A 25,468-nucleotide genomic window follows, 5' to 3' on the forward strand; every position below is an offset into this window, starting at 1 on the left:
ATGCTGTCGAGCGACTACTGAGGTTTTCGGTTGGGGTGACGTCATGGCGGCGTCGCGATCAGTCCGGTCTCGGCGATGAATCCGTCGAGGAGGTCCGGCCGGTACTGCATCCGTTTGAGGCGGGTGCGGACCAGCACAACGAGGGAATCGATGCTGCACGGGGTGAGGTTGCCCAGGCTGTTCTTCAGGTGTGCCCGCACGCCCTCGGCCGGGTTGAGGTCGGGGGTGTAGGTCCGGAAGCGGACGGCCAGCCAGGCCCGCCACTCGGGCTTCATCCGTGACGGACGCCCGGAGGGCCCTTGGACCGCAGTTCCTTTACACACCGTCCCGCCAGGCACAGGCGGACTTGCGTGAGACCCGCAACCACCGCGCGACCTGCGACGGTTTCACCCCTTGCGCGAATAACTCGGCAACCTCGAACCGCACTTGTTCCAGCCGGGCCCGCTGCTTCGCGGTCAGGCCACCCCCATCGGGATACCGCATCCTCCAGGGATACCCCCACCCGCGACATCACCGTCACTCTAGGCCGAACACCTCAACCCACCTCACCTGGTTCCCCGACGGCAGCGGCCTGTACGGCATCGGAGCGCCTGGCCTCTAGGTATCGACCTGGCCCTGCCCTCGTGAGCGTCACCCTTGCGACAGCAACAGCCAGATGGCCACTCGCCTGTCACTGTGGTGTGGATCACCATGGCCGAATTGAGTGGGACTCCGGGGGAAGTTCCGTACCCTTCCGTGACGCGTGTGACCCGGACTGTGAGGATGAAGCGTCATGACTGCAGGGTGGTGTTCTCGCACGCTCAGGGCTGCTGTGTTCGCGGCCGTCTGCGTGCTGCTCGCCTCCCTGGGGCACGTCATGATGTCGGGGACCGCGGTGCCCTGGTGGGCCATGGCCGCGGGGTCGGCAGTGGCCGGCGGGACGGGCTGGCTGCTGGCCCGGCGGGAGCGCGGACCGGTCCTGGTCGGCTCCTGCGTGGTCGCCGCCCAGGCGGTGCTCCATGTGTCGTTCTCTCTCGCACAGGCCGTCGTCAACTCCCGGGCTTCGGGAGGCACATCGCTCGTCGAGCAGTGGTTGGGCTACGCACTGTGCGGATCGCCGTCCGGCCTGCACGCGGGGCACGGTGCCCTGTCGACGTCCTTGACGTCCATGGTCCATGGGGTGGGTGCGACGCACTCCATGGGCCCGATGGACCACATGGGGGTCACGCATTCTCTGGACCACGGCATGGGCGGCGTGTCCTCCGCCGGCATGCTCGCCGTCCATCTGCTGGCCGCGCTGCTCTGTGGTCTGTGGCTCGCCCTCGGCGAGCGAGCCGCGTTCCGCGTTCTGCGGGCTTTCGCCGCACGGCTTGTCGCACCGCTGCACCTCATCCTCCGGCTGCCCGCACCGCCGAGCCGGCCGCGCATCCGCGCCGAGCGGGCGCGTTCGGACCGCATGCCGCGGCGTCTCCTGCTCACCCACGCCATCACCACTCGGGGCCCACCCATGAGGACCGCTGTCGCCTGACGACAGCCAGCCACCCTTGGCCGTACACGGAGACGACGGGCGTCGACTCCACGCCTCGGGCAAATCGGCCCGGCGGCGCACACCGCGCCCGGCCGGACGGCCCGCGGGCCGTCCGGCCCAGCGAGCCTCACCCGTTCCACCGTGACCCTCGCGCTGCTCTGCGCGCGCCGAGCCGGATGCCGGTGCCCTGCATCCTCGGCGGGAGACGGGCGCGAGAAGCGAGGTGCGTCGATCACGGCCTGGGCGCGCCCACCGGGGCGCCGTCGAACCAGAGCAGGAACTGAACGCAGTCCCCACACCATCGACCTTGGGAGTTCTCAGTGCACCGACCGACGCTGGTACGCAGCCTGCGCCTTTCCGGCACCCTCTCCGCACTCGCTTTCACTGTCGCTGTCGCCACGGCGGCCCCGGCGGCGGCCCACTCCGAAGTCCAGGCGGACGGCGCCCGTGCCCTCGGCCAGAACGTCGAACTGACCTTCTCCGCCGAGTCGGAGTCCGCATCGGCCGGCATCACCAAGCTGGAGGTGATCCTCCCCAAGGGCATCACCCCGCAGGACCTCACCTACGAGGAAGGCCCCGAGAACTGGAAGTTCACCCCCACCGAGCGGGGTTACAGCGTCTCGGGGCCGAAGCTCGCGGTGGGCGAGGACGCCGAGTACGTCGTGACCGTCCGGCAGCTGCCGGACGCGAAGGAGCTGGTCTTCAAGACGCTCCAGACCTACAGCGACGGCAAGGTCGACCGCTGGATCGAACTGGAGGATGAGGCAGAGGGCGACGGGCACGGGCACGGCCATCCCGCACCCCGACTGGAGCTCAAGGCCGCCGCCCCCGGCGCGAAGCCCGTGAGTCCCAGCCCCACGCCGGAACCGACCGCCCCCGCTCCCACAACGGCCACGCCGTCCGACGAACCCGCTGCCGAGAAGTCGTCGACAGAACCGGCGGCGGCCGACACCAAGGACGACGACGGCATGCCGATGGCCGTGCCCCTCGGTATCGGTGCCGCCGTCCTCGTGCTCGGCGGCGGCGCGTGGTGGCTGAGGAGCCGCCGCAGCGGGTCTGCGTGAGCTCGGGCGCGGTGACGATGCCGGCACCCCTCCCCCGGGGTGCCACGCGGAAGGCCCCTACCGTCGTAGAGGAGAACCTTGGCATTCGGTCCTACGACCCCACCCCCGCAAGCCTCGTACGGCTGCGGGTCGTTGCACGTGGAGATCAGCGTCACGCGCCCTGTAGAACGCCGGTCATCTGGGCGGGCACGCTGTGCGGTGCACGGTCGTCGATCATGAGCTGGTAGAAGCCGTCGTCGTCCGCTTCCAGATCGGCGGCGTGGGCGAACATGGTCTGTTCGTGCGTGGCGAGCGCGGTCTCCACATCGCCGGGGTGCCGGGCGAGGGCCCGGCCGAGTTCCGCGCCGTCCCGCATGGCCGAGTTGGCGCCCTCGCCGTTCGGTGCGCGGAGGTGGGCGGCATCGCCGAGCAGGGTCACGCCCCGTACGCGGTCCCAGTGGTGTCCGGCCGGCAGGGTGAAGACCGGGCGCAGGGCCGGCGGGGTGTCGCTGTCGGTCATCAGCGCGGTGAGTTCGGGAGCCCAGCCGTCGAACTCCTTGGCCACCCGTGCGGTGAGGGCAGCGATATCGGTGGTGTCGAGGTCGGCGAACCAGTCCCGGGGCGCTTTCAGCTGCGCGTACGTGTGGAGGTTTCCGCCTGCCTCCCGGTGGGCCAGCAGTCCCCTGCCCGGTGCGAGCGCGAAGAGTGATCCGGCGCCGACCGCTTCCGCGGAAGCGGGGTGGCGGGTATCCGCGTCGAAGAAGAACGTCTCACCCGGCCCAGATCTTCGTCGCGCGGGCGTCCCGCCAGGCGCGTGCGATGCGGTACTCGTTCATGTAGCCGTAGCCGCCGTGCAGTTGGACGCACTCGTCCAGTACGGCGTTCTGCGTCCCGGCGGCCCACCACTTGGCCTTGGCCGCGTCCACGTGGGTAAGCTTGCCGCGCGTGTGCGCCAGGACGCACTGATCGACGTACGCCTGGGTCACCTCCACACGGGTGACCAGCTCGGCTATCCGGAACTTGTTGTGCTGGAAGCGGCCGATCGTCTCTCCGAACGCGACCGTGGTCCCGGCCGGCGGGGAGCGAGGTGGCCTCATCGCCGTCACCTGGTGGCATGATCCCGGCATGACTGCAGCGCTGCCGCGGACGATCCGGGTTATCGACACCGAGCGGCTCCTGCTGCTGGAGGAGGAAGCGGAGCGGTCGGGGTTCAGCCAGCGGCTCCCGGTCGACTGGCTGCGGCATCACGCCGAGGCCACGGCGGTGCATTATCTCTTTCCGGCGATGGAGCATCGGCTCCACCACCGGCCGGAGGTGTCGCCGCAGTGGCGCTGCCAACTGTTGCTCACGGTCCGGACCGGCGAGGAGGTGTTGAGCCTGCTCGACGTACTGCCCGCCACTTTCCAAGCACTGCCGGAGACACTGGACGCGGCAGCGAGAACGGACATCGCCTCCCGCATGGAGAGCGCACTCTCCGTACGGGAATGGGTCGAGCGGTCGCAGTGATCTGCCGTGGAGCAGACAGCCGGAGACTGTCCCCTCGTCAGAGTGTGTAGGGGTAGAGCGCCACGTTGTAGCGGTCGACGAAGAGTTCGACCCAAGTACCGGCAACACCGGCGGGCAGCGGCTCAGCGAGGTCCAGCAGAACCGCGGAGCCGTCCAGGTCCAGCAGAGCGGCGCCGTCCTCCGTGAGCATCAACCGTCCTCGCAACACGACGCAGTGCCCGCCGGTCCGGAGCCCAGGACCGATACCGGCAGCCGGCTCGGCGTTCCGCCCCCAGACGATGTCCTCGTCGATGCTCCACTCGACGTGGTACTCACCGGGTTCCGCGGCCCGGTCCCCGCACCAGCGGACTCCGATGTGCCCGCATCCGGTTCGGACATCGGCCAGCAACGGCGCGCCGGGAAAACCCGCGACCTACACCAGTTCGATCAGCATGCATCGATCATGCGGGAACGCCTGGATGCGGGCAGTTCCGGGGCAGGAAGTAGCCAAAAGACGCACTGGGGTTGCTCATTGGCCCGCCGGGGGCCGGGGCTCGCCCTCGAAGCGAGCCCACCACGGGGCCTTCGACGGCGACCCTGAACGGGACGACGCCTTCCTGCGCCGGTATCCGACAGCCAGCAGCACCGCGCCGGCGGCAGCCGTGATCGCGGCGCCGACGGTCCAGCCCTGCACACCCCCGCTGCCGTCCTTGACGACCAGCCCGGCGGTGCTCCCTCGCAGGACCTCGACGCCCCCCTCGGAGGAGATGAGCAGCTCGTCCTGTCCGTCATGGTCGACATCCGCCGTGGAATAGCTCCCGTTCGTTCCGGGTTCCAGGCGCTCATCGGGGCGGTCGCCGCCGTAGTAGACCGTGACGGTGTCGTGGACCGTGGGGTCCTGGGGATCCGCTTCCGGCTCGTTGTTGCGGCCACCGCTGTCGCCGACGGCGATGTCACCCTTGCCGTCGCCGTCGAAGTCCCCGAACGCCACGGAGCTTCCGGTCCGCAAGTACCGTGCGCGCGGGTCGAATCCGCCGGCCTCGCCTCCTCCGTGCAGCAGGACGGACGGTTCCTGCTCGCCGTCCAGGTGGGAGGTGACGACGAGGTCGGTGGCGCGGTCGCCGTCCGCGTCGCCTGCGGTGAGCGAGAAGCTGGTGTCGCTGGTGACGAGGCCGGCCTCGAAGATCGGGTTGGGGCGGGCCTCCCCTGTGCGACGTGGCTCCCCCTCGCGAGTGAACGGCCCGTACAGGACACGGATGTGATGCCGCTCGTCGGTGGCGGTCCCGGTGTTCTCGACCACGGCGAGGTCCTTCTGGCCGTCGCCGTCGAAGTCCCCCGGGACCCGCTCGCCCCGCACGGGAGCGGTCCCGGGCAACACGGTTGCCGAGTCTGTTCCGGCCGCCGAGATGTCGTCCCCGAACGCCTGCCAGACGGCCACGGCGACGCTCACCAGGAGGACTGCCACGGCGATTGCCGCATTCGCTCTCACACCCTTGCTGTTCACGTGCATGTTCCCCACCCCACCTTGCCCGGGTACCGAGCCATGGTCGATCAGGGTACTTACCGCCCCTGGCCCGGCCCGCCGACGGTCCGCCCCTGGCCCGGCCTGCCGACGGTCCGTCGCTGCTCCGGGTTGCCGGCGGTCGTGGCTGCTCCGGTTCACCGTGCGGCTTGCGATTCGCCATGCCGCATTCGAGGCGTCCCCGCGCCGGCGCCCTCTCGCTCCTGCGCGGTCGCCGGCGCGGGGGACCGGGCATCGTCGGCTCGGGCTGTCGCGCAGGTCCTTGACGCGCTTGAGTTTGCCGACCGAGCGTTCCAGGGTGTCGGGGTCGACGAGCTGCACCTCGACCGTGACGCCGACGCTGTCCTTGATCGCGCGAGTGAGGGCCGTGGCCGCGGTGTCGCGGCGGTCGGGTGGCGTGTGCGGGCGGGCCTCGACCGGGAGGAGCATGTGGTCCATGCGGCCCTGCCGGGTGACCTGGATCTGGCCCCGCTGAAGATCGGCGGCGCGGGCCGCCGGTAGGGTCCCTCGGTATGACCGTCGCTCGCTCCCTTGCCCTGTTCGCCGTCGCCGCCCTCTGCGAGATCGGCGGCGCCTGGCTGGTGTGGCAGGGCATCCGCGAGCACAGGGGCTGGGTCTGGATCGGCGCCGGCGTCATCGCCCTCGGCCTGTACGGGCTCGTGGCCACCTGGCAGACCGACGACAACTTCGGACGCGTCCTCGCCGCGTACGGCGGGATCTTCGTAGCCGGGTCGATCGCCTGGGGCATGGTCGCCGACGGCTACCGCCCCGACCGATACGACGTCGTCGGAGCCCTGGTGTGCCTCGCAGGCATGGCCGTGATCATGTACGCGCCCCGCAGCCACTGAGGCCTTCCTGCTCTGCCGAGGGGTGACCTTTCGGGCTCAGCCGTGAGTGCGACGGATGAGAGGTGGAGGGAGACACTGCCCTCTGCTGTGTGGTGGCCGATCCCGGAGGTTCATCTGCCCCATGGTCGACCCATGACTGCCCTCAGCCTGTGTTGCCGCATATGGAGTCCAGGGGCAGGGAACAGCGGCGCGGGGACTCGTCATCGCCCGCCGGTCACAAGCAGGTTGTGCCACCAATGACCGCATCCGCCGGAGCAGAAGCGCTCGCGACGCCGTTCGTCCGCGACCGCGAGTACCGCGACCAGCAGTCGGAACGCCTTGCGGAGTTCATGTACCGGGGTGAGGCCGACGATCTTCCCCAGTTGCTGGTCGATCGGGCCGCGGGTGATCAGGACAGCAGGCGCTGCCGAACCTGGCGAGGGCGACGCAGCCCCCACACGATCAGAATCGTGTGCACCGGAACGAAGAAGGCGTCCTCCTCCAACACGGTCTGCGCGCTGGACGCCTTCGCCCACATCGCGTTCCCCGCCAAGAACGGCTTCTGCAAGATGCTCAACAAGAGCAGCGGCAAGGCGGTCGACATCTCCGGTGGATCGAACTCCGACGGAGCGAACATCATCCACTGGACCGACGGCGGAGCGCAGAACCAGCGCTGGCGGTTTGTCCCGGTGGGTGTCGGGAGTTACGAGATCGTCAGCCAGGACACCGGCAAGCTGCTGGACGTCAAGGACGGGCTCACCACGGACGGCGCGGGCATCGTCCAGTGGTCCGACAACAACGGTGCGAACCAGCACTGGACCCTGGTCGCCACCGGAAACGGCTATGACCAGATCAAGAACGTGAGGAGCGACAAGGCAAGAGGAGCGGGCGGAGGGCGGCAGTAAATGGCGTGCGACCGCTCACCGCATCGACTAGCGTCCGTGCCTGACGCCTTCCGATGCGCTGTGCCCCGGTTACTTCCTGTCTGAGATCGCAACACCACCCCGGTGCCACTACTGATCTCGGAAGGCGTCTCTCCTTCTTCCAGGAACGTCTCCCAAGGGACCTTCTGCATGCCCCATTTCAACCGTCAGCGAGCCAAGTCCGAAGCCAGGAACGAGATCCAGGCGGAGATACCGGGCCTGACCGCCGGCGGAGCGACTTCGTCGCTCTCCACCCATGGCCGGTGGCTGCTCCCGCCGTCCGCCGGCGCACCGGGCCCGCGCCGGCCGTCCGCGCACCGACTCCACCGCCTCACCCACCAGGGTGGCACCGCGTACGCCCGCCCGCCCAAGATGGAACTCTTCCTGTTGGCCGTGGCCAACATGGTCGGCCATCACACCTTCTACGAGGACGCCGCCGCCCGCGACGAGCGCTACGAGCAGCTGGTGCGCATGCTCGCCGTCAGCGATCCGGAGTGGACTCTCGGCCTGCTGGGCTGGCTGCGCACCGAGGCCCATATGCGCACCGCATCCCTCGTGGGCGCCGCCGAGTTCGTGCGGGCCAGGCTGGACGCGGGGGCCGTCGGCTTCTCACGGCAGGCCGTGTCCGCCGTCCTGCAACGGGCCGACGAGCCAGGTGAGTTGCTGGCGTACTGGATCTCACGGCACGGACGCGGACTCCCGCAGCCGCTCAAGCGCGGAGTCGCCGACGCCGTCCGGCGTCTGTACACCGGTCGCGCACTCCTCAAGTACGACACCGCCTCACACCCCTACCGCTTCGCCGATGTCATCGAACTCACCCACCCCTCCCCCGACCCCGGACGTCCGTGGCAGGGCCCCCTGTTCAAGTACGCGATCGATCGCCGCCACCGCCCCGACCGTGCCCTTCCCCCGCCCGGCGAGACGCTGCTCACCGCACACCGGGAACTGATGGCCGTGCCGGTCGAGGAACGGCGTGCCCTGGTCACCGCGCCGGGTGGCGCTGAACGGCTGAACGCGGCCGGGATGACCTGGGAGTCGGTGGCAGGCTGGCTACAGGGGCCGCTCGACGCGGCGGTGTGGGAGGCACTGATCCCGTCGATGGGGGCGATGGCCCTCGTACGCAACCTGCGCAACCTCGACCTCGCCGGCGTGAGCGACCGGGTGGCCGCCGAGGTCGCCGCGCGAATCTCCTCCCCGGACGCGGTGCGCAGATCCCGGCAGTTCCCGTTCCGGTATCTGGCCGCCTATCGCAACGTGTCGTCGCCCCGCTGGGAGGAGGCTCTGGAGACGGCCCTAGGCCACTCCCTCGCCAACGTCCCCGCACTGCCGGGCCGCACACTGATCCTGGTGGACCGATCGGGCTCGATGTTCGACCGCCCCGGCGAGCACACTCAGCTCAACCGTGCGGATTCGGCGGCCATTTTCGGTACGTCGTTGGCGCTGCGGGCGGAGTGCGCCGACCTGGTGGAGTTCGGGTCGGACAGCCGTCGCGTGGAACTCGCCCCGGGTGAGCCCGTACTGCGTGTGCTGGATCGCTTCCATGACCTCGGCGGCACGCACACGGCCGCGGCACTCAGGCGGAACTACGCCCGTCACGACCGGGTGGTCATGGTCACCGACGAACAGACCGGGGCCGGTCAGTGGTCCAACCCGCTGCGGGCGATCCCTTTCCGCGTCCCCGTCTACACCTGGAATCTGGCCGGCTACGCCCCGGCCCACGCCCCGTCCGGCCCGCACCACCACACCTTCGGCGGCCTGAGCGACGCCGCGTTCCGGCTGATCCCGCTCATCGAAGCGGGCCGGGACTCCAGGTGGCCCTGGGAGACGGGTCTGTGCGCGTGATGAGTCCGTAGGTACCCCATGCGAGGGGGAGCGGTCGAGCGGTCGATCCGGCGACACAGGGCAACCCGGTCATGCGAGCCGCCCGTGCGGCCGGGTCTCGGCTGCACGGGCGGTGGTCGGCACGGTGGCGCGGGGCTGTCTCAGAGGTGTTGCTCGGTGGCCCTGATGCGGTCGTACTCGTCCTGGCGCTCGTCCGTGATGTAGGCCGGGATCGGGAAGTTCCACCAGCCCGGCACCCAGGGGCCCGCGGCGTCGCGGTCCGTGGGGACCTCGATCAGGGCGGGTGCTCCCGACTGGACGGCCTTGAGCAGCGTCGGCTCCAGGGACGCGGCGTCGTTCACCTTCCACGACTCGACCCCGAAGGCACGGCCCATGGCCGCGAAGTCGGGGCTGTACGGCGAGCCGTCGGGGTGGGAGAACTCCGTGCCGATGTGCCGCGAGGTCTGCTTGCGCTGACCGCCGCGGATCGACATGTAGCCCGCGTTGTTCTGGACGACGAAGATCACCGGTGCGCCGGCGGTGACGCTCAGGGCGATCTCCTGGGAGGTCATCAGGAAGTCACCGTCGCCCAGGACACACCCGGTCGTCACCACGTGGAACGGCTAGAGCGCCTTCCCCGAACCCGCGCCCTGCTGCCCGCCGCCCCCGCCGTCGAGAGCCCGGACCCCGTGCGGGAGACCGAGGCGTCACCGGCCGCCGGGCGCGGCACCACGGGCCGGGTCTGGATGCCGGCCGTCCTGGCGCTGATGGTCATGCTGTGCGAGGGCGCCGCCAACGACTGGAGCACCCTGCACCTCAAGGACGCCCTCGGTGCGTCGGCCGGCACGGCGGCCTTCGCCTACGGCACGTTCGCCGCGGCCATGACCGTCGGCCGGCTGCTCGCCGACCGCTTCGTCACCCGGTTCGGTTCCATGGGGATCCTGCGGTACGGCGCGGCCGCGGCCGCCGTCGGCATCACCCTCGTGATCCTCGGCCCGTCGGTACCGGTCGTGTTCACCGGCCCCCGCTGTTCGGCCTGGGCCTGTCCGGCTGCGTTCCTCAGCTGTTCAGCGCGGCAGGACCCGCCGACCCCTCCGCCGCCGGGGCGAACATGTCCCGCGTCGCCGGGCTCGGGTACGTCGGCATGCTCGCCGGGCCCGCCGTGATCGGCCGGCTGACCCACCTCACGCCCTCGACCACGCCTTCGTGCTGCTGGGCCTGCTGTGCGTGACCACCGCTGGGGGCGCCCGTGTCCTGCGTACCGCCCCCGTCATCGTCCGCCGCGGCGAGAGCGCGGCCGGCCGCGCCCGCGAGCGCGACATGGCAGCCCACACCCACTGACCGCTTGTGCGGCGCGGTCCCTGACACCCGTGCCGCACCAGCTCTCCTCTCCCTCTCCTCTCCCCCGGTCGCCACGGCCGGTCCAAGAGCCCTCGGCCGACCGAAGGAGCCCCCGATGTCCGAGTCCCCCGCGCGTCCCGCCCGCGGCAGTGTCGGTGTCATGCTGCCCCTGGACCTTCCCGTCGGCCAGGTGCTGCCCTATGTCCGGCGTGCCGAGGGACTGCGGTTCGACCAGGTCTGGGTGGTGGAGGACCTCGGCTGGCGTGGCGGTGTCGCGCAGGCCGCCACCGTCCTGGCCTCGACGACGAAGCTCACGGTCGGGATCGGCATCATGCCCGCCGGCGCCCGCACCTGGTGGAGCGCGCCGACCGGTCGACCGTCTTCCCCGTGGCGGTACGTTCACCTGGAGCCGGCCGACCCGTGGCACACCAGCCGGGTCACCCTGCTCGGCGACGCCATCCACGGCATGCCGCCCTTCCTACGGCACCGGCGCCAACACCCCCCTGCGCGACGCCGCCGCGCTGACGAAGACCCTGAGCCGGGTCGCCCGCGGCGAGGCTCCGCTGCTGGAGTCGATCGCCGCGTACGAGGAGGAGACGCGGGCGGAGGTCACGTCGGCGGGTCAGGCGGCCTCCGTCTGACCCCGGATGCTCCGCGGCATCCTCAAGTCGGTGGTGGGGCCGTCCGCGGACGGCCCCACCAGGCGCTCACTGACGAACCACCGGGGCGCCCGGCGGTCGAACCCCGCAGAGGGATCGAGGCGAAAGGCGGGTCACGTCGTGCCGCGGGCATCCAAGGTCGGTGTCAGGACGATCGGGGGCGGCAGTTCGCCCGCGAGGAGCCGGTCGACTTGGTGGATGGCCAGTTCGCCCAGCCGTCGCTTGTCGAGGTGCAGGGTGGTCAGTGGGGGGTCGACGAGGTCGACGACGCTGAGCCCGTCGTAGCCGACCAGTGCGCAGTCGTCCGGTACGCGGACGCCGAGCCGGCGGGTGGCCCGGAGCGCGCCGAGCGCGACCAGGTCGTTGAAGGCGACCACGGCGGTGAGGTCCGGGTGGGCTACGTACAGCGCCTCGAACGCGGCGGAGCCCCCGGCCGGGGACTGCTCCCCCATGACGATCCAGCCCTCGTCGACGGGCAGCGCGTGTTCGCCGACGACTTCCAGGAAGGTGCGGTGCCGCACCATCGGGGCGGTCACGCACTCACAGTCGATCAGGCCGATCCGGCGGTGCCCCAGGCCGATCAGGTGCGCGAGCCCGGCCCGGATCCCGGCCGCGGTGTCGATGTGGACCAGCGCGTGTCTCGACGTATCCAGCCCGCGATCGACCAGAACCAGCGGCACCGTGCCCACATACGGTTCGAGCTGCGCATCGGGTTGGCTGATGTAGCCGACAAGGGCGTCCACCTGCCGGCCGAGTGAGCGGACCAGTGCCAGTTCCCGGGACCGGTCGTTCTCGGTGCTGGCCACGAGCACCTGCCAGTCCCGTTCGTCCGCGGCCGCGATCACTCCCGCCACGAACTCCGGGAAGAAGGGGTTCACGACGTCGGGGACGATGAGGCCGACGGACACGACGTCCTGGCGGACCAGCCCCCGGCCGAACCGGCTGGGCCGGTACCGCAACTGCCGTGCGACATCGAGCACGCGTTGCTGGGTCTTCGGATCGATCTCCCCCTTGCCGTTGATCGCCCGGGAGACGGTCTGATGGGACACGCCCGCCGCCTGAGCGACGTCGCGGAGCGTGACGCGCTTGACAGTTCTCGCGCCCCGCGCGCGCTGGTCTTCCGTTTCCCGCTGTCCGGCCACGCCGCCCACTCACTTCTGTTCCTGTGTCGCCCTGTGCGCAAGTCAACCAGGTTCACCGACCTGCCGCGCCATCGCCGGCCCAGCACAGGCGTTGACGGCGTCGGCTCCCCTGGGCAACAATCCCGTTAACGGTCACGTTAACGTTCACGGCACGGAATGGAGAGCACGATGACGACTTCGAGGGGACCTGTACCGCACGAGCCCCACGTGATGTTCCGGAGCGTGTTCCGCGGCTGGCATGCGAAGGCCGACGTCTTTTCGGCACTGCCGGACGCACCTGTGGAGCCGGATGATCCGCAGCCCTGGTGGCACCGGCTGAAGGTCCGACGGCGGCAGAAGCCACGCAGCGGTGCCCCTTCGCCCGGCCGGTCCACGGCAACCGCCCGGGGCGGCTGTCCTGCTCCCAGCGGGGGTGGCCGGGCTTGACCCTGGCGTACGCGTACCGGCTGTCCCACCGTCGATCCGGTCTGCGCTTCCGGCATATCGCATCGGATCAGGGGAAGGGACCGCGGAGATGACCATGCACGAGGACCAGCTGGACGTGACCACCGACACCGTCGCGACCCTGGTCGCGGAGCAGTTCCCTCAGTGGAGCGGCAGGGAGATCCGGCTACTGGCGTCGACCGGGACGGTCAACGCCATCTTCCGTATCGGCAACGACCTCTCCGCACGTTTCCCGCTCCGTCCGGCCGATGCCGCCGAGGCGTCGGCGATCCTCGAACGGGAAGCCCGGGCGAGCGCGGAGCTGGCACGAATATCCCGGTTCCCCGCTCCGGAGCCGGTCGCCCTGGGAAAGCCCGGCGCGGGATACCCCATGCCCTGGTCGGTCCAGACGTGGTTGTCGGGAACGGTCGCCTCCGATGCCGACGCGAGCGGGTCGAACGCCTTCGCCGAGGACCTCGCGGCCTTCATCTCGGCCCTGCGGGAGGCCGACACAGGGGGGCGCCTCTTCGACGGCGACAACCGTGGCGGCGTTCTCACGCGCCATGACGCCTGGATGGCGACGTGCTTCACACAGAGCGAGGGACTGCTCGACGTGCCCCGGCTGCGCCGGGCGTGGAGCCATTTTCGGGCGTTGCCACGCCGGAGTCCCGACGTGATGAGCCACGGTGACCTGATTCCCGGCAACGTCCTGGTCGCGGGAGACCGGCTCGGCGGCGTGCTCGACACCGGCGGCTTCGGCCCGGCCGACCCGGCGCTGGATCTCATCAGTGCCTGGCACCTGTTGCGGCCGGGGCCCCGGGAGACACTTCGGCGGGCACTGGACTGTGACGAGCTGGAATGGGAGCGCGGCAAGGCATGGGCGTTCGAACAGGCGGTGGGCCTGGTCTGGTACTACGTCGAGAGCAATCCCACGATGAGCGGATTGGGACGCCGGACGCTCGACCGCATCCTGGAGTCGACGGAGTACTGACCAGAGACCGGTGACCGCCCACGACCGGACTGCTCGGCCCGCGCGAGGAGGCCCGTGCGAGGATGGCGGCCGTGAGCGGATCGTCGTCCTTACCTGTCGCTGAAGGCAACCCTCGTGGTCACGGCCTGGGTTCGCGGGCCGCTGCCGCGCTGGTGTTCGGGTCCTCGGCCGCGGTACTGGTGGTCGAGATCGTCGCCCTGCGGCTGTTGGCCCCCTATCTCGGACTCACGCTGGAGACCAGCACCATCGTGATCGGTATCGCCCTCACGGCGATCGCCGTCGGTTCCTGGCTCGGCGGGCTCATCGCCGACCAACTCGATCCCCGGAGGCTGCTGGGCCCCTCGCTCGGGCTGTCGGGAGCGGTCGTCGCGCTCACCCCCGCCGTGCTGCGCACCACCGCGGAATGGGCGCCCGCGCTGCTGCTGTTGATCGCGTCGCTGACGATCCTCGTGCCGGGCGCACTGCTCTCCGCGGTGACGCCGATCGTGACGAAGCTGCGTCTCACCAGCCTCGCCGAGACCGGCACGGTCGTCGGCCGGCTGTCCGGAGTCGGCACCGTCGGCGCCATCGTCGGCACCGTTCTCACCGGCTTCGTGCTGGTGGCGCGGTTGCCGGTCAGCGGCATCCTGATCGGCCTGGGCGCGCTGCTGGTGGTGGGTGCGGCGCTGGTCGAGTGGCGCACGCGCGGGTGGAGGGGAACTCCTGCCCTGACGGTCGTCGTTGTCGCCGGCGGCCTCGCCACCACGGTCGCACCCGGTGGCTGCGATGCCGAGACCAGGTACCACTGCGCGCGGGTCGTCGCGGACCCCGACCGTGGCAGCGGCCGCACGCTCGTGCTGGACGGCGTGCGGCACTCCTACGTCGACCTCGACGATCCGACCTTTCTGGAGTTCACGTACGTGCGGGCTCTCGCGTCGGTGGTCGACTCCGCCTTCCCCGACGGTGAGCCCCTCGCCGCCCACCATCTGGGCGGAGGCGGACTCACCTTTCCCCGTTACCTCGCCGCCACGCGGCCCGGGACGCGCAGCCTCGTGTCGGAGATCGACAGCGGAGTCGTGCGCATCGACCGTGAGCGCTTCGGTCTCGCGCCGGAAGCCGCTTCCGGGATCGACGTACGCGTCGAGGACGGCAGGCTCGGCCTGCGGCGGCTGGAGGACGGCAGCCGGGATCTCGTCGTCGGCGACGCCTTCGGGGGCGTCAGCGTGCCGTGGCACCTGACCACGGTGGAGGCGATGACCGACGTACGAAGGGTGCTCGACGGGGACGGCGTGTACGTCGCCAACCTCATCGACCACGGGGGCCTGGACTTCGCACGTGCCGAAGTGGCCACCCTCCGCGAGACGTTCGACCAGGTCGCCCTCGTCGGTTCCCCGGTCGACATCGGCCGTGACCCGACGGCCACTCCCGAGGGCGGCAATCTGGTGGTGCTCGCCTCCGACCGGCCCGTCGACCTGCGCGCGGCGCAGGAGGCGCTGGACGCCCGGCGCACCGGCTGGAGGATCACCACCGGCGCCGAACTCACCTCCTGGATCGGCGACGCCCGACCGCTCACCGATGACTACGCGCCCGTGGACCAGCTCCTCCAGCCGTCCGGCACACGGCGCGACCGGTGACGTGACACCCGCCGGATCGTGCCGACACCCTGATCAGACTGATCAGACCGCCACGACCGGCTGATTGTGTCGCCGTGCGCCCCGGCGCTCGGCCCCCGACTCGGGCGCGCCGGCGTCCAGTTCGGCGTCAAGCGACTCCAGGGCGGTCGCGAGGAACTCCCAGGGCCGCGCGCGTCCAGCGGGACGGCGCGTCACCTCGCGGCGAGCGCCCCACCTCACTGCTACGGCCCTTCCCATTCAGGTGATTTATGTCAAGTAAGTCACTTCATGGGACCTACCATCCCCTTTCGTGACAGACAAACAAACCCGGAATGCGACCGATGTGATCATCCTCGGAGCCGGACCGGCCGGGCTCGTGCTCGGGAATCTCCTGCAGAACAGCGGCGTCGACTGTGTGGTTCTGGAACGTGCCGAGCAGGCGTACGTCCAGACACGGGCGCGCGCCGGGTTCCTGGCGGCCCACACCGTGCGGATCCTGGAACGGCACGGGCTGGCAGACGGGTTGCGGCAGCGCGGGCAGGCACACAGCGTGTGCGAGTTCCGCAGCGCGGACGGCCGGTTCCGGCTGGACTACGGTGGGCTCGGGCGCGGTGAGCGCCATACCGTGTATCCGCAACAGCTCCTGGTCGCCGACCTGTTGAGCCGGTTCCTGACCTCCGGAGGACGGGTCGACTTCGGCACCGAGGCCGTGGCGGTCCTCGACGCCGACACCGATCGGCCCTCCGTGACCGTACGCGCCGCGGACGGGCGGCCCGGCCGATGGCAGGCGCGGTACGTGGCCGGGTGCGACGGGCGGCACGGAGCGGCACGGCGGTCGCTGCCCCCCGATGCGGTGCGCCGGTACCACTGCGACCACGGTGTGACCTGGCTCGGGCTTCTCGCCGAAGCGCCGCCGAGTCTGGACGCCGTCTGCTACGCGGTGCACGAGCGGGGCTTCGCCGGACACATGGCACGGACCACCGACATCACGCGCTACTACCTGCAGTGCGAACGCGGAACCCCTGCCGATGCCTGGTCCGAGGAACGGATCTGGGACGAGCTGGAGCTGCGGATGCGCGGCAGTGAGTACGGCCCGCTGAACCGTGGCCGTATCGTGCAGCGGAGCGTCGTCGACCTGGAGTCCGACGTGCTCGAACCACTGCGGCACGGCTCGCTGTTCCTTGCAGGCGACGCCGCCGGCCTCGTCAGTCCTTCCGCGGCCAAGGGTGCCAATCTCGCGGTCCTGGAAGCGGAGATCCTCGCCGGGGCGCTCGTCTCCGCTCTCGTCCACGGCGATGCCGCGGGGCTCGACGCCTACTCCGCACGGTGTCTGGCGTACCTCTGGCGTGCGCAGGAGTTCTCGCACTGGATGATCCGGCTGCTGCACGGGGCGAACGGCTCGCCGGACGGCTCGTCCGGCAGCCCGTCACATGACAGCACGTCGAACGGCGGGGCGGGGCGCGGCGCTTCCCTGTTCCACGACTCCCTGCGGCGTTCCCGCATCGCCTCGCTGCGGACTTCGCGCAGCCACCAGGACTGGTTCGCCGAGCACTACGTCGGCGTGTGAGGTCTCTCCTCTTTTTCACCCCGACCCCGACCCCATGCCCATCCCCATCCCTCCGTCTTGTTCTCCCTACGTGTACCGCGTGTACTGAATGAGAGTTCCCACAATGATCACGACGTTGTCGGACGACACGTCCCGGCTGCTCGCGACGGTCGACTTCGTCAAGGAGCAGGACACCGCCGCCCTGCTTCCGCTGCTGTTCCCCGGGCTCGACGGTCCGGAGCTGCGCACGCTCGTGGAACACTGCCGCTTCTCCCATGCCGCCCTGCTCCTCTTCCCCTCGGACGAGGCCGAGTTGCGCGCCCTGCTGACGGGCTGCGGGCTGGACGCGGTCGCGCCGCCGCGGCCGAGTGTCGTCGTACGCGAACGGCTTGCCGTACGGCATCGGCGGCCGGTGGCCGAACTGGACGTCGGCATCCTGCGCCCCGGCGTGGTCGGCGTGGACGGGGAACGCCGTACGGTCGAGGTCTTCGCGCTGACCGTGGCGCCGGGATCGGGGCTGGACGCGGTCGCCGCGTACGAGCGTGAACACAAGCACGAGACACACGTCGCCTTCGACGTCGCCTCGCCCAGTTCGCTGGTGTTGCGCGGCCTGTGTGCGACCTTCGCGCGCTATGGGGCGACCCCGGACGGCGGTGGCTACAACCCGCACGAGAACGGCACGGTCTTCTATTTCGGTGCCGCCGCAGAGGCCAAGGTCGGGTATCGGCGCGTGGAGCTGTACGTCCCCGGCGACCACCGGGACGTGCTCGCCGCACATCTCGACGAGCACCGGGCCCGGCAGCCTGCCGAAACGCTCCTGCGCCTGCTGACCGGCGCATGGACGACCCAGGCACTGACTGTCTTCGCCCAGCTCGGGGTGCCCGACGCCATGGAGATCGAGCGCGGGACCGGCGTCGAGGAGCTGGCCCGGGAGGTCGGTGCGCGGCCGCGGAACCTGGCGACGCTGCTGCGCTATCTGGCGATGCTGGGCGCGGTGACGGAGGGCCGCGACGGCTTCCGCCTCACCGAGGTGGGCGCACTGCTGCGGGCCGGAGCGCCGGGGTCGATGCGGGCGCTGGCGCTGATGTACGGCGGCCCGTTCTACGCGTCCTTCGCCGCACTCGGTCACACCGTGCGCACGGGCCAGGTCGGCTTCGAGCATCTCTTCGGCGAGAACCACTTCGATCATTTCGCCCGCGACCCCCACCTCGCGGAACTCTTCGACCGTTCCATGGCCGCCGGGGCCGCGATGTTCGACCCGGTCCCCACGCATCCGGCGCTCACCGCCGCGGCCGAGGCTCCCGCCGGGGCCACGGTGGTCGATGTGGCGGGAGGCAACGGGGAGTTGATCGGCCGTGTCCTCGCCGCCCATCCCCGGCTGAACGGAGTGCTGCTGGAGCGTCCGCACGCGGTCGAGGCCGCTCGCCTGCGCCTGGCGGAGGCTGGGCTGGGGGCTCGATGCGCCTTCCTTGCGGGTGACTTCGCGGACGTGCCCGAGGGCGGTGACGTCTACCTCCTGTCCCGGGTCCTGCACGACTGGGACGACGAACGCTGCCGCGCGATCCTGCGCCACTGTGCCGGTGCGATGCCCGATCACGCCGATCTGCTCGTCGTCGAACGCGTACTGCCGTCCGACGGCTCGGCCTCGCTGGCGACCGCCTGGGATCTTCACATGATGTGCAACGTCGGCGGGCGCGAGCGGCAGATCGGCCACTACGGCGACCTGTTCGCCGACGCCGGTCTCACGCTGGTGGGCCGGCAACCACTGCCCCTGGACGGCCATGTGCTGCACGTCAGGAAGGCCGGGGCGGGTCCGGCGTGACGGAGGGGGTCCAGACGGGCATCCGGGATCACGCACCACGATCCCGGATGCCCGGGCGTCTCACCGGCATGGGCCGTGGCGCACCTGGCCGCGGCGGCCTCTTCACGGGCGCAGCAAGGATCCAGGAGGGCTCAGCGAGTGCGGCGCCTCCGGTCGCTTCCGTAGCCTGGCGGCGCTGTGCGTCGGGAGGAGTCGACCGTGGAGAACATCCTGTCCGTGGGCATCGGGGCCGCCATCGACGAGCCCCTCAGTGCCGACGAGCCCGACCACAGTGCCTTCGGAGAAGCTCATCTGCGCCCAAGCCACCGGCCCTGATCAGCTCACACGACCCATCGGACAGTCCCTAGACGGCTGTGGCCCTCGTCGGCCATGCCTGTCGGCCCATCAGATCGAGGACGAGTGCGGCAATGTTCCACGCGTCGTCCTCACCTCGGTGATGGCGCCCTTCCAGCGGCAGTCCGGCGATCTGCAGAGCGTGGGCCATGCCGGGTTTCCTGCGCAGCCCGTACGCCTCGGTGAACACGGCCTTGGCATTGGTGTGGGTGCGCTCGGTCGGATAGCCGAACGGGTACGCCACCCCGTCGGCCTGACTCTGCCGCGCGAACTGCCGGCGGTCGTACTCGCCCCAGCTCACCCAGGGGCGCTCCCCTGCCCCATACTCCTCGACGAGAATCCGGCAGGCCTCGGCGAAGGTGACGCCCCGGTCCACCTCGGCTTGCGTGAGTCCGGTCAGTTCCGTGCAGAAGTCGCTCACCGCCGACCGGACGGGGCGGACCAGGATGCGGTGCCGGGACACACGGCGCCCGGCCGGCACGTCCACCACCGTGAGGCCGATCTCGATGATCTCGCTCACGGAGCCGGGCGGCGGCTGTCCGTCCCAGCAGGTGGCTTCCACATCGATGACGTTCAGCAGGGAGGATTCGTGACGCATGCGGTCGAGGTTAGGGAAGCGCCCCTGGTTCCGGCACCTCATTTACTGCTGCGGAAGGAAACCCCGCATGTTCCGGATGTCCGCACACGCCGCGCTGCAGCTAGGGCGTGTATCGAAAGTGAATCTTGGCAGGACGCTTGCCTCACTTCAGAGGTAATCGTCTCGGCGTGGCCGCGCTGGCAGGATTGGTGATCTCGGAGGTGGTCGAGACCCTGGTGGACACGCTGCGGCGGGCGCCGGTGAACAGCCAGGCCTCTTCCACGGCCAACGAGAGCTGACAGCCGGCGCCCGATACCGCACACGGTCATGCGCGTTGTTGCGGCGGCCCCGGAGCGTCCCCCCGTTCGCGCTCTGTGGCGGTCAGGGCCCTCGCCAGCACCATCGCCCGGTAGGGGTTCGACGTGTCGAGGGCCTTCGCGACCTGCACGGCCTCCTCCAGGAGGGCCGACCGTCGCTCGGGCAACTCACGCAGCAGGGGCGACATGCTCACCTCCACCAGGACGTACGCCAGCTTCGACCCGTACGTCTCCGGCTCGACCTGTGTCAGAAGACGGTAGATCCACAGCCCCTCGGCACCGCGCACCACCCGCCGGTTGGCGCTCAGCAGTTTGACCCTTGCCAGCACGATCATGTCCTGATCCATCGATCCCCCTCCTCGCGCCACTCCCCGCCCGTGCACGTCACACGGTGAGACAGCACGGCGACCGCGCCGGCAGCCGAGAACGGTTGCCGGCGCGTTGGCCGAGGAGTGGATGACGACGAGTCTGACGCGCGGCAACAACGGCCACAAGAACAAACAGGCGTGCGCTGCGTCCTACCGAGATACCCCTCCGAACAGGCATGATGGACCTGACACTCGCTCAACGTCCGCTGCTGAGCAGCCGTGTGCCGCGCCAGGCGGACAACGGCCAGAGGCCATCAGTGGAAGCGGCGCACGAGAACATCCGACCTGCCGTGGGTGTCGCTCGGCGCTGTGTCACCGGCCGGGGAAGGGAAGACCGCGTCGATCCCGGCCGAGGCGGGCTGCGTCGAGACGACCTCGTCAGTGCCGGCTCCCCTCTCGTGCCGGTCCGTCAGGATGGCTGGACCTGGTCGAAGAGGGCGAGGGCCTGGGCGGGGTCCGGGCTCACGAGGCGTTCCAGGCCGGCCGTCGTGATCTTCGACCATGTGGCGGCCCGGGCCCACATCCGTTGCTCGAAGCCTCGCACGGCCTCGTCCAGCTCTCCAGGGCCGGGGGCGGACGCGATCGACTCGGCGAGTTCGGCGCCGTCCAACATCGCGAGGTTCGCGCCCGCCCCCAGCGGGGGCATCAGATGGGCGGCGTCGCCCAGGAGCGTCACCCCTGGGACATGGGGCCACGTGTGGGAGACGGGCAGCGCATGGATGGGGCGGTGGGCGAAAGCGGTGCCGTGGCGCAGGAGTTCGAGGACGGGAGGGGCCCAGCCGTCGAACAGGGCCAGCAGGGTCGATCGCGCGGCTTCCACCTCGGTCTGCTCCAGGTCGGTGAACCGGTCCAGCGGGGCGCGGAACTGGGCGGACACCTTGACGTGGCCGCCGCTGTTGCGCTGGGCGACGAGAGCTCGGTTCACCCCGAACACACCCAGGGAACCGTCCCCGATCAGCCGGGCGAGGTCCGGGTACCGCGTGTCGACGTCGTCCAGGGAGGTCTCGACCGAGGTGACGCCGGTGTAGTGCGGTGTCACCGACGAGAGGGCCGGGCGGACCCGGGACCAGGCACCGTCCGCGCCGACGACGAGGTCGTACGTCTCCCGCCGCCCGTCCGCGAAATGGACCACCGTGCCGTCCCCGATCCCCGAGACCACATGTGTCACGCTCCGCCCCCAGAGGACGTCGAGAGGGCCGGTCAGCAGGTCACGGAGTTGGCCGCGGTCGATCTCGGGATTGGCCCGCTCGTCCGGGCGGGGCACCCACTCGCGCAGGGTCGTCCCTGCCGTGTCCAGGATGCGCATGGCCTGTCCCTCGGGGCGGGACAGCGCCTGGAACTCCGGCAGCAACCCTGCCTTGTCGAGCGCGAGTTGGCCCAGCCCTTCGTGCATGTCCAGTGTGCCGCCCGGTGGGCGGGCGTCAGGGCCGGCGTCGCGCTCGAAGAGGGCGACGGGATGGCCGTGGCGGTGCAGGACGCGGGCGAGGGTCAGGCCGGCGGGACCACTTCCGACGACGGCGATGCGATGTCTCATGTCGATACACTGTATTGACTCGATACGCCGTCAGGCAACAGTACGATGTGGTCATGACTGTGTGGGACCGCCCGGAGCCGCCCAGCCGCCCGGTGCCGCTCGACCGGCAGCGGATCGTCGCCGCCGCCGTCGCGCTGGCAGACGAGGGCGGGCTGGAGGCAGTGTCGCTGCGCAAGGTCGCCGCCCGCTTGGACGCCGGCCCCATGCGGTTGTACGGGTTCATCTCCACCAAGGAGGAACTGTTCGACCTCATGGTGGACGAGGTCCAGGCCGAGATCCTCCCCGAGGACCGGCCCCGTGACTGGCGGGAGGCGCTGACCGTCCTCGCCCACCGGACCCGACGGACCGCACTTCGCCACGAATGGCTGGCCGACCTGCTCGGCGGCCGCCCGGCACTCGGCCCGAACGGCCTCGCCGTGACCGAGGCAACGCTGGCCGCCCTCGACGGCCACGCGGACATCGACACGGTCATGCGCGCCGTGGAGACCGTCAGCTCCTACGTCACCGGCGCGATCAGGCGCGAGATCGCGAACCTGCGGGCCGAACGCGCCACCGGCCTGTCCAAGCACGACTGGCAGCGCGCCAACGGCCCGCACGTGACGAGGATGCTGGCCACCGGCCGCTTCCCGGCGCTGGCCAAGGCCGTGCACGACGGCACGGACGTGGACGCCGGGACATCCTTCGCGACCGGGCTGGACTGGGTCCTCGACGCCGTGGCCGCCAGACTCCCCCAGCCCCCGGAATGACCCTCGACCCCCCGAGCCGGCGCGCCGGCATCACGCTGTTCAGTCCGCCGAGCTAGCCCTGCACCACGAGCCGAGCCCGGTCGAATCGGTGGGCGGCAAGGTCTTCAGGGCGGATGAGCCAGTAGAGGGCGCCCTCGTCGCCCCAGGTCGTCTTCGCGGCGCTGTCGCTGCCGAACTGGGCGAGCGGAACCCAGCGTTCGGCTTCCTCGTCCAGCGGCCCGTCGCCCCACGCATACCTGCCCCCGCTCGCGGTGTTCGCGATCTCGTACTCCACCGAACCCTGGACGGGCACGGCATGGCCGCCGATCTGGTGGCCGATCCGGGTGCGCAGCCGCCCGAAGGCGCGGACGAACGCTTTGAGCTCGGCCGGTGTGTCGCGGGGGTGGGGCCAGGGCCGAGTGTCGCCGAGCAGGGCTCGCCGGGCCTGCGGCAGCCACAGGTCCGGGGCACTTCGCCCGGGGTCCGCTCCAAGTTCCACGCGCGGGAACGTCTCCAGCGCGGAGGGCGTGTCGGCCGGTACGGCCGGGGTGTGCTGCGGGATGTACAGCACCTGGGCTCCGGCCCAGGTCTCGGGGTCGTCGACGGACACGAAGGCGTCCTCGTCCACCTGACCGTCGATGGCGAAGAAGAGCAGGGTTCCGTCCCGGGGGAACTCCTCGGCCAGTCCGTCGCGGGGCAGCGCGGCACACCGCACCGAGGCGACGAACGACAGGGGACCGCGTCCGGGCCACTCCGGCCAGTCGGTTCCTGACGGAAGCTCCGGGGCCCCACCGAACACGGCGACGACCCGCTCGCCGGTTTCGGCTCGGCGCAGGCGGGCGCACGGGCGCAGAAGTGCTGTCCAGCGCTCGGCGAGACCACCGGGAAGGTGCTCGGTGGCAAGCCGGGAGTACTGCCCATCAGTCATGACGTCCATCATTTCCGACCCGCCGGCGCTCCCCGAGCCCGGTCCCCATCACCGGGCTGCACGGCCGCTGACACGGCTCCTCCGACTCCCACCTCACGTTCTTCCGCTATCGGCCCGGGCGCTGGTCACCCTGGCGGGCCTCGCCAAGGTCGGCACGGAGCCGGGCGCGGGTGCGCATGAGGATCTTCCCGAGCATGTTCCTTCCGGTCCCGGTCCTGCCACGCCCCCAGCCCGTACAGCCGTCCGCGCACCTCTTCTACGGCCTACCAGACCGGCCGAAAGCCGGTACCGGCAGTACGTGGGCCGCGACCGGGCTCCGGGACCGGGCTACTTCTCGAACGCGCCCATCGCCCGGTCGAGCAGGGCGGCCAGCGGGACAGTGCCCTCACACGCCACCCAGGCCGTGGAAGCCACATCCAGGCAGGCGAGCGCGGCCGCGGCCAGTGCCCGGGGCCTGACGTCCTCGGGTTGGTCGGGGTCGGCCCCCAGCCGCCGGGCGACCTCCGGCACCAGCCCGCTCTGCCAGCCCAGCTGCTTCTCGTGGTGCCGGGCACGCAGTGACGGGGCCTCCTGGAGCATGCGCAGATAGCTGAGCACCTGCTCGCGCGGCGCCGCCTCGTTGCTGCGCGTGAGGACGTCGAAGGCCCGGCGCAATGCCTCCCAGGGGTGCTCGCCGTCGGGGCGGGCGGCGAGCTCCGCCGCGATCTGGCGGCCGGATTCCTCCAGGCGTCCCAGGACGATGTCTTCCTTGGTTCCGAAGTACCGGAACAGGCTGGCGCGCGACAGGCCCACCTCGGCGGCGATCTGGTCGACGGTGGTGCGGTCGAACCCCTGCTCGGTGAAGAGACGGTGCGCCACCTCGACCACTTCCGCCTGAACCGTCGCACGCATGCGCTCACGAAGACCGGGTGGCTTGCGTGCGGTGCGGTCGGCGCTGCGGGCGGTTTCAGACATGCCCGCAGGGTACATCAAGGGCTCACTTTGATACCGAGTATCAGAACAGGCAGTCACCGGCACGCGTTCGGCACCGAGAGGGACGTGCCGTGGCTGCCGCGGCGGGCGCAGGCTCCGGCCTGGGCCGGCGCCTGCGCCCGACCCGACGGTTACGCGGCGCCGCCCTGGGCCTCGACGGCGACGTCCGCCCATTCCTCCCAGGTCTTGAGCCGCTCGGCGTAGACCTGCGGGACGAGCTGGAGCGGGGAGGCACCGAAGAAGACCCGCAGGGGCGGATTGTCGGCGTCCACGACCTTCAGCAGGGCCGCGCCGGTGGCAGCCGGGTCGCCGGGCTGGACGGTGCTCCAGTAGGCGGCGAGGGCCGTGCGCAGGTCGTCGTAGGCGGGCAGTTGCTCGGCGAAGGTGCCCGACGAGCCGCCCCAGTCGGTGGCGAAGCCGCCGGGCTCGACGAGGGTGACCTTGATGCCGAATCCGGCGACCTCCTGGGCGAGGCCCTCGCTCATGGCCTCCAGGGCCCACTTGGAGGCGTTGTAGATGCCGAGGTTGGGGAAGGCCGTGACACCGCCGACGCTGGAGATCTGCACGATGTGACCACCGCCCTGGGCCCGCAGGAGGGGCAGGACGGCCTGGGTGACCCACAGGGCGCCGAAGAAGTTGGTCTCCATCTGGTCGCGGACCTGCTGTTCCGTCGACTCCTCGACCGTGCCGAACAGTCCGTACCCGGCGTTGTTGACGACGACGTCCAGGCGGCCGAAGTGCTCGTGCGCCCGCCGCACGGCCGCGGCGACGGCTGCCTTGTCGGTGACGTCCAGGGACAGGGGAAGGATCGCCGCCCCGTGCGCGGCCACCAGGTCCGCCAGGGAGTCGGTGTCGCGGGCGGTGGCCGCGACCTTGTCGCCGCGCTCCAGGGCCGCGGTGACGAACTCGCGGCCGAAGCCGCGCGAGGAACCGGTGATGAACCAGATCTTGCTCACGAGAAACGCTCCCGTTCGAAGTGAAGTCTTATACCGAGACCGTACCTCATTCTGAGACTGAGTATCAAGACGATTCGTGGGGTCGATGTTGTACGCTGCTCCGCACCAGCGAGG

The 25,468-nt window shown here is 70.6% G+C and carries 25 protein-coding genes and 4 pseudogenes; 13 read left to right on the top strand and 16 right to left on the bottom strand.

Features of this window, described 5'->3' with window-relative positions; translation table 11 throughout:
* Nucleotides 1-41 precede the first annotated feature (41 nt).
* Both ACFU5F_RS03135 and ACFU5F_RS03140 read right to left on the bottom strand, forming a co-directional pair.
* The gene (locus tag ACFU5F_RS03135) at nucleotides 42-275 is read right to left on the bottom strand and encodes a transposase (protein WP_383881113.1); all 234 of its coding nucleotides are present in this window, start codon (nucleotides 273-275) and stop codon (nucleotides 42-44) included.
* Nucleotides 276-315: 40 nt separating this feature from the next.
* A complete protein-coding gene (locus tag ACFU5F_RS03140; protein WP_383881116.1) occupies nucleotides 316-483 on the bottom strand; it encodes a helix-turn-helix domain-containing protein in 168 nt (55 codons plus the stop codon).
* A gap of 289 nt (nucleotides 484-772) precedes the next feature.
* Between ACFU5F_RS03140 and ACFU5F_RS03145 the strand changes: the two genes are divergently transcribed.
* Complete coding sequence (locus tag ACFU5F_RS03145; protein WP_383881119.1) at nucleotides 773-1,507, top strand: hypothetical protein; 735 nt, start codon at nucleotides 773-775, stop codon at nucleotides 1,505-1,507.
* 320 nt (nucleotides 1,508-1,827) lie between these two features.
* The gene (locus tag ACFU5F_RS03150) at nucleotides 1,828-2,571 is read left to right on the top strand and encodes a DUF1775 domain-containing protein (RefSeq protein ID WP_383881122.1); all 744 of its coding nucleotides are present in this window, start codon (nucleotides 1,828-1,830) and stop codon (nucleotides 2,569-2,571) included.
* Between the two features lie 151 nt (nucleotides 2,572-2,722).
* Here ACFU5F_RS03150 and ACFU5F_RS03155 read toward each other — a convergent pair.
* Nucleotides 2,723-3,322: pseudogene (locus ACFU5F_RS03155) on the bottom strand (FAD-dependent oxidoreductase); the annotation flags it as partial.
* On the bottom strand, nucleotides 3,321-3,677 hold the full coding sequence (locus tag ACFU5F_RS03160) for an acyl-CoA dehydrogenase family protein (RefSeq protein ID WP_383881125.1): 357 nt from the start codon (nucleotides 3,675-3,677) through the stop codon (nucleotides 3,321-3,323). The gene ACFU5F_RS03160 and the pseudogene ACFU5F_RS03155, both read right to left, overlap by 2 nt.
* Here ACFU5F_RS03160 and ACFU5F_RS03165 point away from each other — a divergent pair.
* Nucleotides 3,676-4,056: a hypothetical protein gene (locus ACFU5F_RS03165; protein ID WP_383881128.1), complete on the top strand. Its 381-nt coding sequence runs from the start codon at nucleotides 3,676-3,678 to the stop codon at nucleotides 4,054-4,056. The genes ACFU5F_RS03160 and ACFU5F_RS03165 overlap by 2 nt on opposite strands.
* A 37-nt stretch (nucleotides 4,057-4,093) precedes the next feature.
* Here the strand turns inward: ACFU5F_RS03165 and ACFU5F_RS03170 are convergent, their stop codons facing one another.
* From ACFU5F_RS03170 to ACFU5F_RS03180, 3 genes and pseudogenes are all read right to left on the bottom strand, one after another.
* On the bottom strand, nucleotides 4,094-4,246 hold the full coding sequence (locus ACFU5F_RS03170) for a hypothetical protein (RefSeq protein ID WP_383881131.1): 153 nt from the start codon (nucleotides 4,244-4,246) through the stop codon (nucleotides 4,094-4,096).
* Between the two features lie 318 nt (nucleotides 4,247-4,564).
* The gene (locus tag ACFU5F_RS03175) at nucleotides 4,565-5,500 is read right to left on the bottom strand and encodes an FG-GAP repeat domain-containing protein (protein ID WP_383881579.1); all 936 of its coding nucleotides are present in this window, start codon (nucleotides 5,498-5,500) and stop codon (nucleotides 4,565-4,567) included.
* Between the two features lie 369 nt (nucleotides 5,501-5,869).
* A pseudogene (locus tag ACFU5F_RS03180) lies at nucleotides 5,870-5,995 on the bottom strand (hypothetical protein); the annotation flags it as partial.
* Between the two features lie 74 nt (nucleotides 5,996-6,069).
* Between ACFU5F_RS03180 and ACFU5F_RS03185 the strand changes: the two are divergent.
* Nucleotides 6,070-6,405, top strand: coding sequence for a YnfA family protein (locus ACFU5F_RS03185; protein WP_383881134.1), 336 nt, complete (start codon nucleotides 6,070-6,072; stop codon nucleotides 6,403-6,405).
* Nucleotides 6,406-6,605: 200 nt separating this feature from the next.
* On the opposite strand, the gene ACFU5F_RS03190 is transcribed toward ACFU5F_RS03185, so the two are convergent.
* Complete coding sequence (locus tag ACFU5F_RS03190) at nucleotides 6,606-6,842, bottom strand: DUF5958 family protein (protein WP_383881137.1); 237 nt, start codon at nucleotides 6,840-6,842, stop codon at nucleotides 6,606-6,608.
* On the opposite strand from ACFU5F_RS03190, the gene ACFU5F_RS03195 reads away from it, so the two are divergent.
* Together ACFU5F_RS03195 and ACFU5F_RS03200 are read left to right on the top strand one after the other, a co-directional pair.
* Nucleotides 6,735-7,289 (top strand): RICIN domain-containing protein, encoded by a 555-nt coding sequence (locus tag ACFU5F_RS03195; RefSeq protein ID WP_383881140.1) that lies wholly within the window; start codon nucleotides 6,735-6,737, stop codon nucleotides 7,287-7,289. The two genes, ACFU5F_RS03190 and ACFU5F_RS03195, sit on opposite strands and share 108 nt — an antisense overlap.
* A 168-nt stretch (nucleotides 7,290-7,457) precedes the next feature.
* Nucleotides 7,458-9,149, top strand: a complete 1,692-nt coding sequence (locus ACFU5F_RS03200; RefSeq protein ID WP_383881143.1) for a TROVE domain-containing protein — start codon at nucleotides 7,458-7,460, stop codon at nucleotides 9,147-9,149.
* Nucleotides 9,150-9,289: 140 nt separating this feature from the next.
* On the opposite strand, the gene ACFU5F_RS03205 is transcribed toward ACFU5F_RS03200, so the two are convergent.
* On the bottom strand, nucleotides 9,290-9,742 hold the full coding sequence (locus ACFU5F_RS03205; protein ID WP_383881146.1) for a thiamine pyrophosphate-dependent enzyme: 453 nt from the start codon (nucleotides 9,740-9,742) through the stop codon (nucleotides 9,290-9,292).
* 18 nt (nucleotides 9,743-9,760) lie between these two features.
* On the opposite strand from ACFU5F_RS03205, the pseudogene ACFU5F_RS03210 reads away from it, so the two are divergent.
* A pseudogene (locus tag ACFU5F_RS03210) lies at nucleotides 9,761-10,469 on the top strand (MFS transporter); the annotation flags it as partial.
* 115 nt (nucleotides 10,470-10,584) lie between these two features.
* A pseudogene (locus tag ACFU5F_RS03215) lies at nucleotides 10,585-10,818 on the top strand (LLM class flavin-dependent oxidoreductase); the annotation flags it as partial.
* 423 nt (nucleotides 10,819-11,241) lie between these two features.
* Here ACFU5F_RS03215 and ACFU5F_RS03220 read toward each other — a convergent pair.
* The gene (locus ACFU5F_RS03220) at nucleotides 11,242-12,279 is read right to left on the bottom strand and encodes a LacI family DNA-binding transcriptional regulator (protein WP_383881148.1); all 1,038 of its coding nucleotides are present in this window, start codon (nucleotides 12,277-12,279) and stop codon (nucleotides 11,242-11,244) included.
* A 505-nt stretch (nucleotides 12,280-12,784) separates the two neighbouring features.
* Between ACFU5F_RS03220 and ACFU5F_RS03225 the strand changes: the two genes are divergently transcribed.
* From ACFU5F_RS03225 to ACFU5F_RS03240, 4 genes are all read left to right on the top strand, one after another.
* The gene (locus ACFU5F_RS03225; RefSeq protein ID WP_383881151.1) at nucleotides 12,785-13,684 is read left to right on the top strand and encodes an aminoglycoside phosphotransferase family protein; all 900 of its coding nucleotides are present in this window, start codon (nucleotides 12,785-12,787) and stop codon (nucleotides 13,682-13,684) included.
* Between the two features lie 62 nt (nucleotides 13,685-13,746).
* Entirely contained in the window at nucleotides 13,747-15,297 is a 1,551-nt protein-coding gene (locus ACFU5F_RS03230; RefSeq protein WP_383881154.1) for a fused MFS/spermidine synthase, read from the top strand.
* 289 nt (nucleotides 15,298-15,586) lie between these two features.
* The gene (locus tag ACFU5F_RS03235) at nucleotides 15,587-16,843 is read left to right on the top strand and encodes a 4-hydroxybenzoate 3-monooxygenase (protein ID WP_383881157.1); all 1,257 of its coding nucleotides are present in this window, start codon (nucleotides 15,587-15,589) and stop codon (nucleotides 16,841-16,843) included.
* A gap of 103 nt (nucleotides 16,844-16,946) precedes the next feature.
* Nucleotides 16,947-18,644: a methyltransferase gene (locus tag ACFU5F_RS03240; RefSeq protein ID WP_383881160.1), complete on the top strand. Its 1,698-nt coding sequence runs from the start codon at nucleotides 16,947-16,949 to the stop codon at nucleotides 18,642-18,644.
* Between the two features lie 343 nt (nucleotides 18,645-18,987).
* Here the strand turns inward: ACFU5F_RS03240 and ACFU5F_RS03245 are convergent, their stop codons facing one another.
* The 3 genes from ACFU5F_RS03245 to ACFU5F_RS03255 all read right to left on the bottom strand — a co-directional run bounded on the left by ACFU5F_RS03245 (nucleotide 18,988) and on the right by ACFU5F_RS03255 (nucleotide 21,773).
* Complete coding sequence (locus ACFU5F_RS03245; protein WP_383881162.1) at nucleotides 18,988-19,575, bottom strand: exonuclease domain-containing protein; 588 nt, start codon at nucleotides 19,573-19,575, stop codon at nucleotides 18,988-18,990.
* Nucleotides 19,576-19,879: 304 nt separating this feature from the next.
* Nucleotides 19,880-20,218, bottom strand: coding sequence for a hypothetical protein (locus ACFU5F_RS03250; RefSeq protein WP_383881164.1), 339 nt, complete (start codon nucleotides 20,216-20,218; stop codon nucleotides 19,880-19,882).
* A 430-nt stretch (nucleotides 20,219-20,648) separates the two neighbouring features.
* Complete coding sequence (locus tag ACFU5F_RS03255) at nucleotides 20,649-21,773, bottom strand: FAD-dependent oxidoreductase (RefSeq protein WP_383881167.1); 1,125 nt, start codon at nucleotides 21,771-21,773, stop codon at nucleotides 20,649-20,651.
* A gap of 53 nt (nucleotides 21,774-21,826) precedes the next feature.
* Here ACFU5F_RS03255 and ACFU5F_RS03260 point away from each other — a divergent pair, with 53 nt between their 5' ends.
* Nucleotides 21,827-22,519: a TetR/AcrR family transcriptional regulator gene (locus tag ACFU5F_RS03260; protein ID WP_383881170.1), complete on the top strand. Its 693-nt coding sequence runs from the start codon at nucleotides 21,827-21,829 to the stop codon at nucleotides 22,517-22,519.
* A gap of 52 nt (nucleotides 22,520-22,571) precedes the next feature.
* On the opposite strand, the gene ACFU5F_RS03265 is transcribed toward ACFU5F_RS03260, so the two are convergent.
* From ACFU5F_RS03265 to ACFU5F_RS03275, 3 genes are all read right to left on the bottom strand, one after another.
* Complete coding sequence (locus ACFU5F_RS03265; protein WP_383881173.1) at nucleotides 22,572-23,426, bottom strand: YwqG family protein; 855 nt, start codon at nucleotides 23,424-23,426, stop codon at nucleotides 22,572-22,574.
* Between the two features lie 327 nt (nucleotides 23,427-23,753).
* On the bottom strand, nucleotides 23,754-24,380 hold the full coding sequence (locus ACFU5F_RS03270; RefSeq protein WP_383881176.1) for a TetR family transcriptional regulator: 627 nt from the start codon (nucleotides 24,378-24,380) through the stop codon (nucleotides 23,754-23,756).
* 149 nt (nucleotides 24,381-24,529) lie between these two features.
* Nucleotides 24,530-25,354, bottom strand: a complete 825-nt coding sequence (locus ACFU5F_RS03275; RefSeq protein ID WP_383881178.1) for an SDR family oxidoreductase — start codon at nucleotides 25,352-25,354, stop codon at nucleotides 24,530-24,532.
* Between the last annotated feature and the right edge of the window lie 114 nt (nucleotides 25,355-25,468).

Origin of the sequence: Streptomyces sp. NPDC057438 (assembly GCF_042802995.1) — a bacterium.
GTDB lineage: Bacteria > Actinomycetota > Actinomycetes > Streptomycetales > Streptomycetaceae > Streptomyces.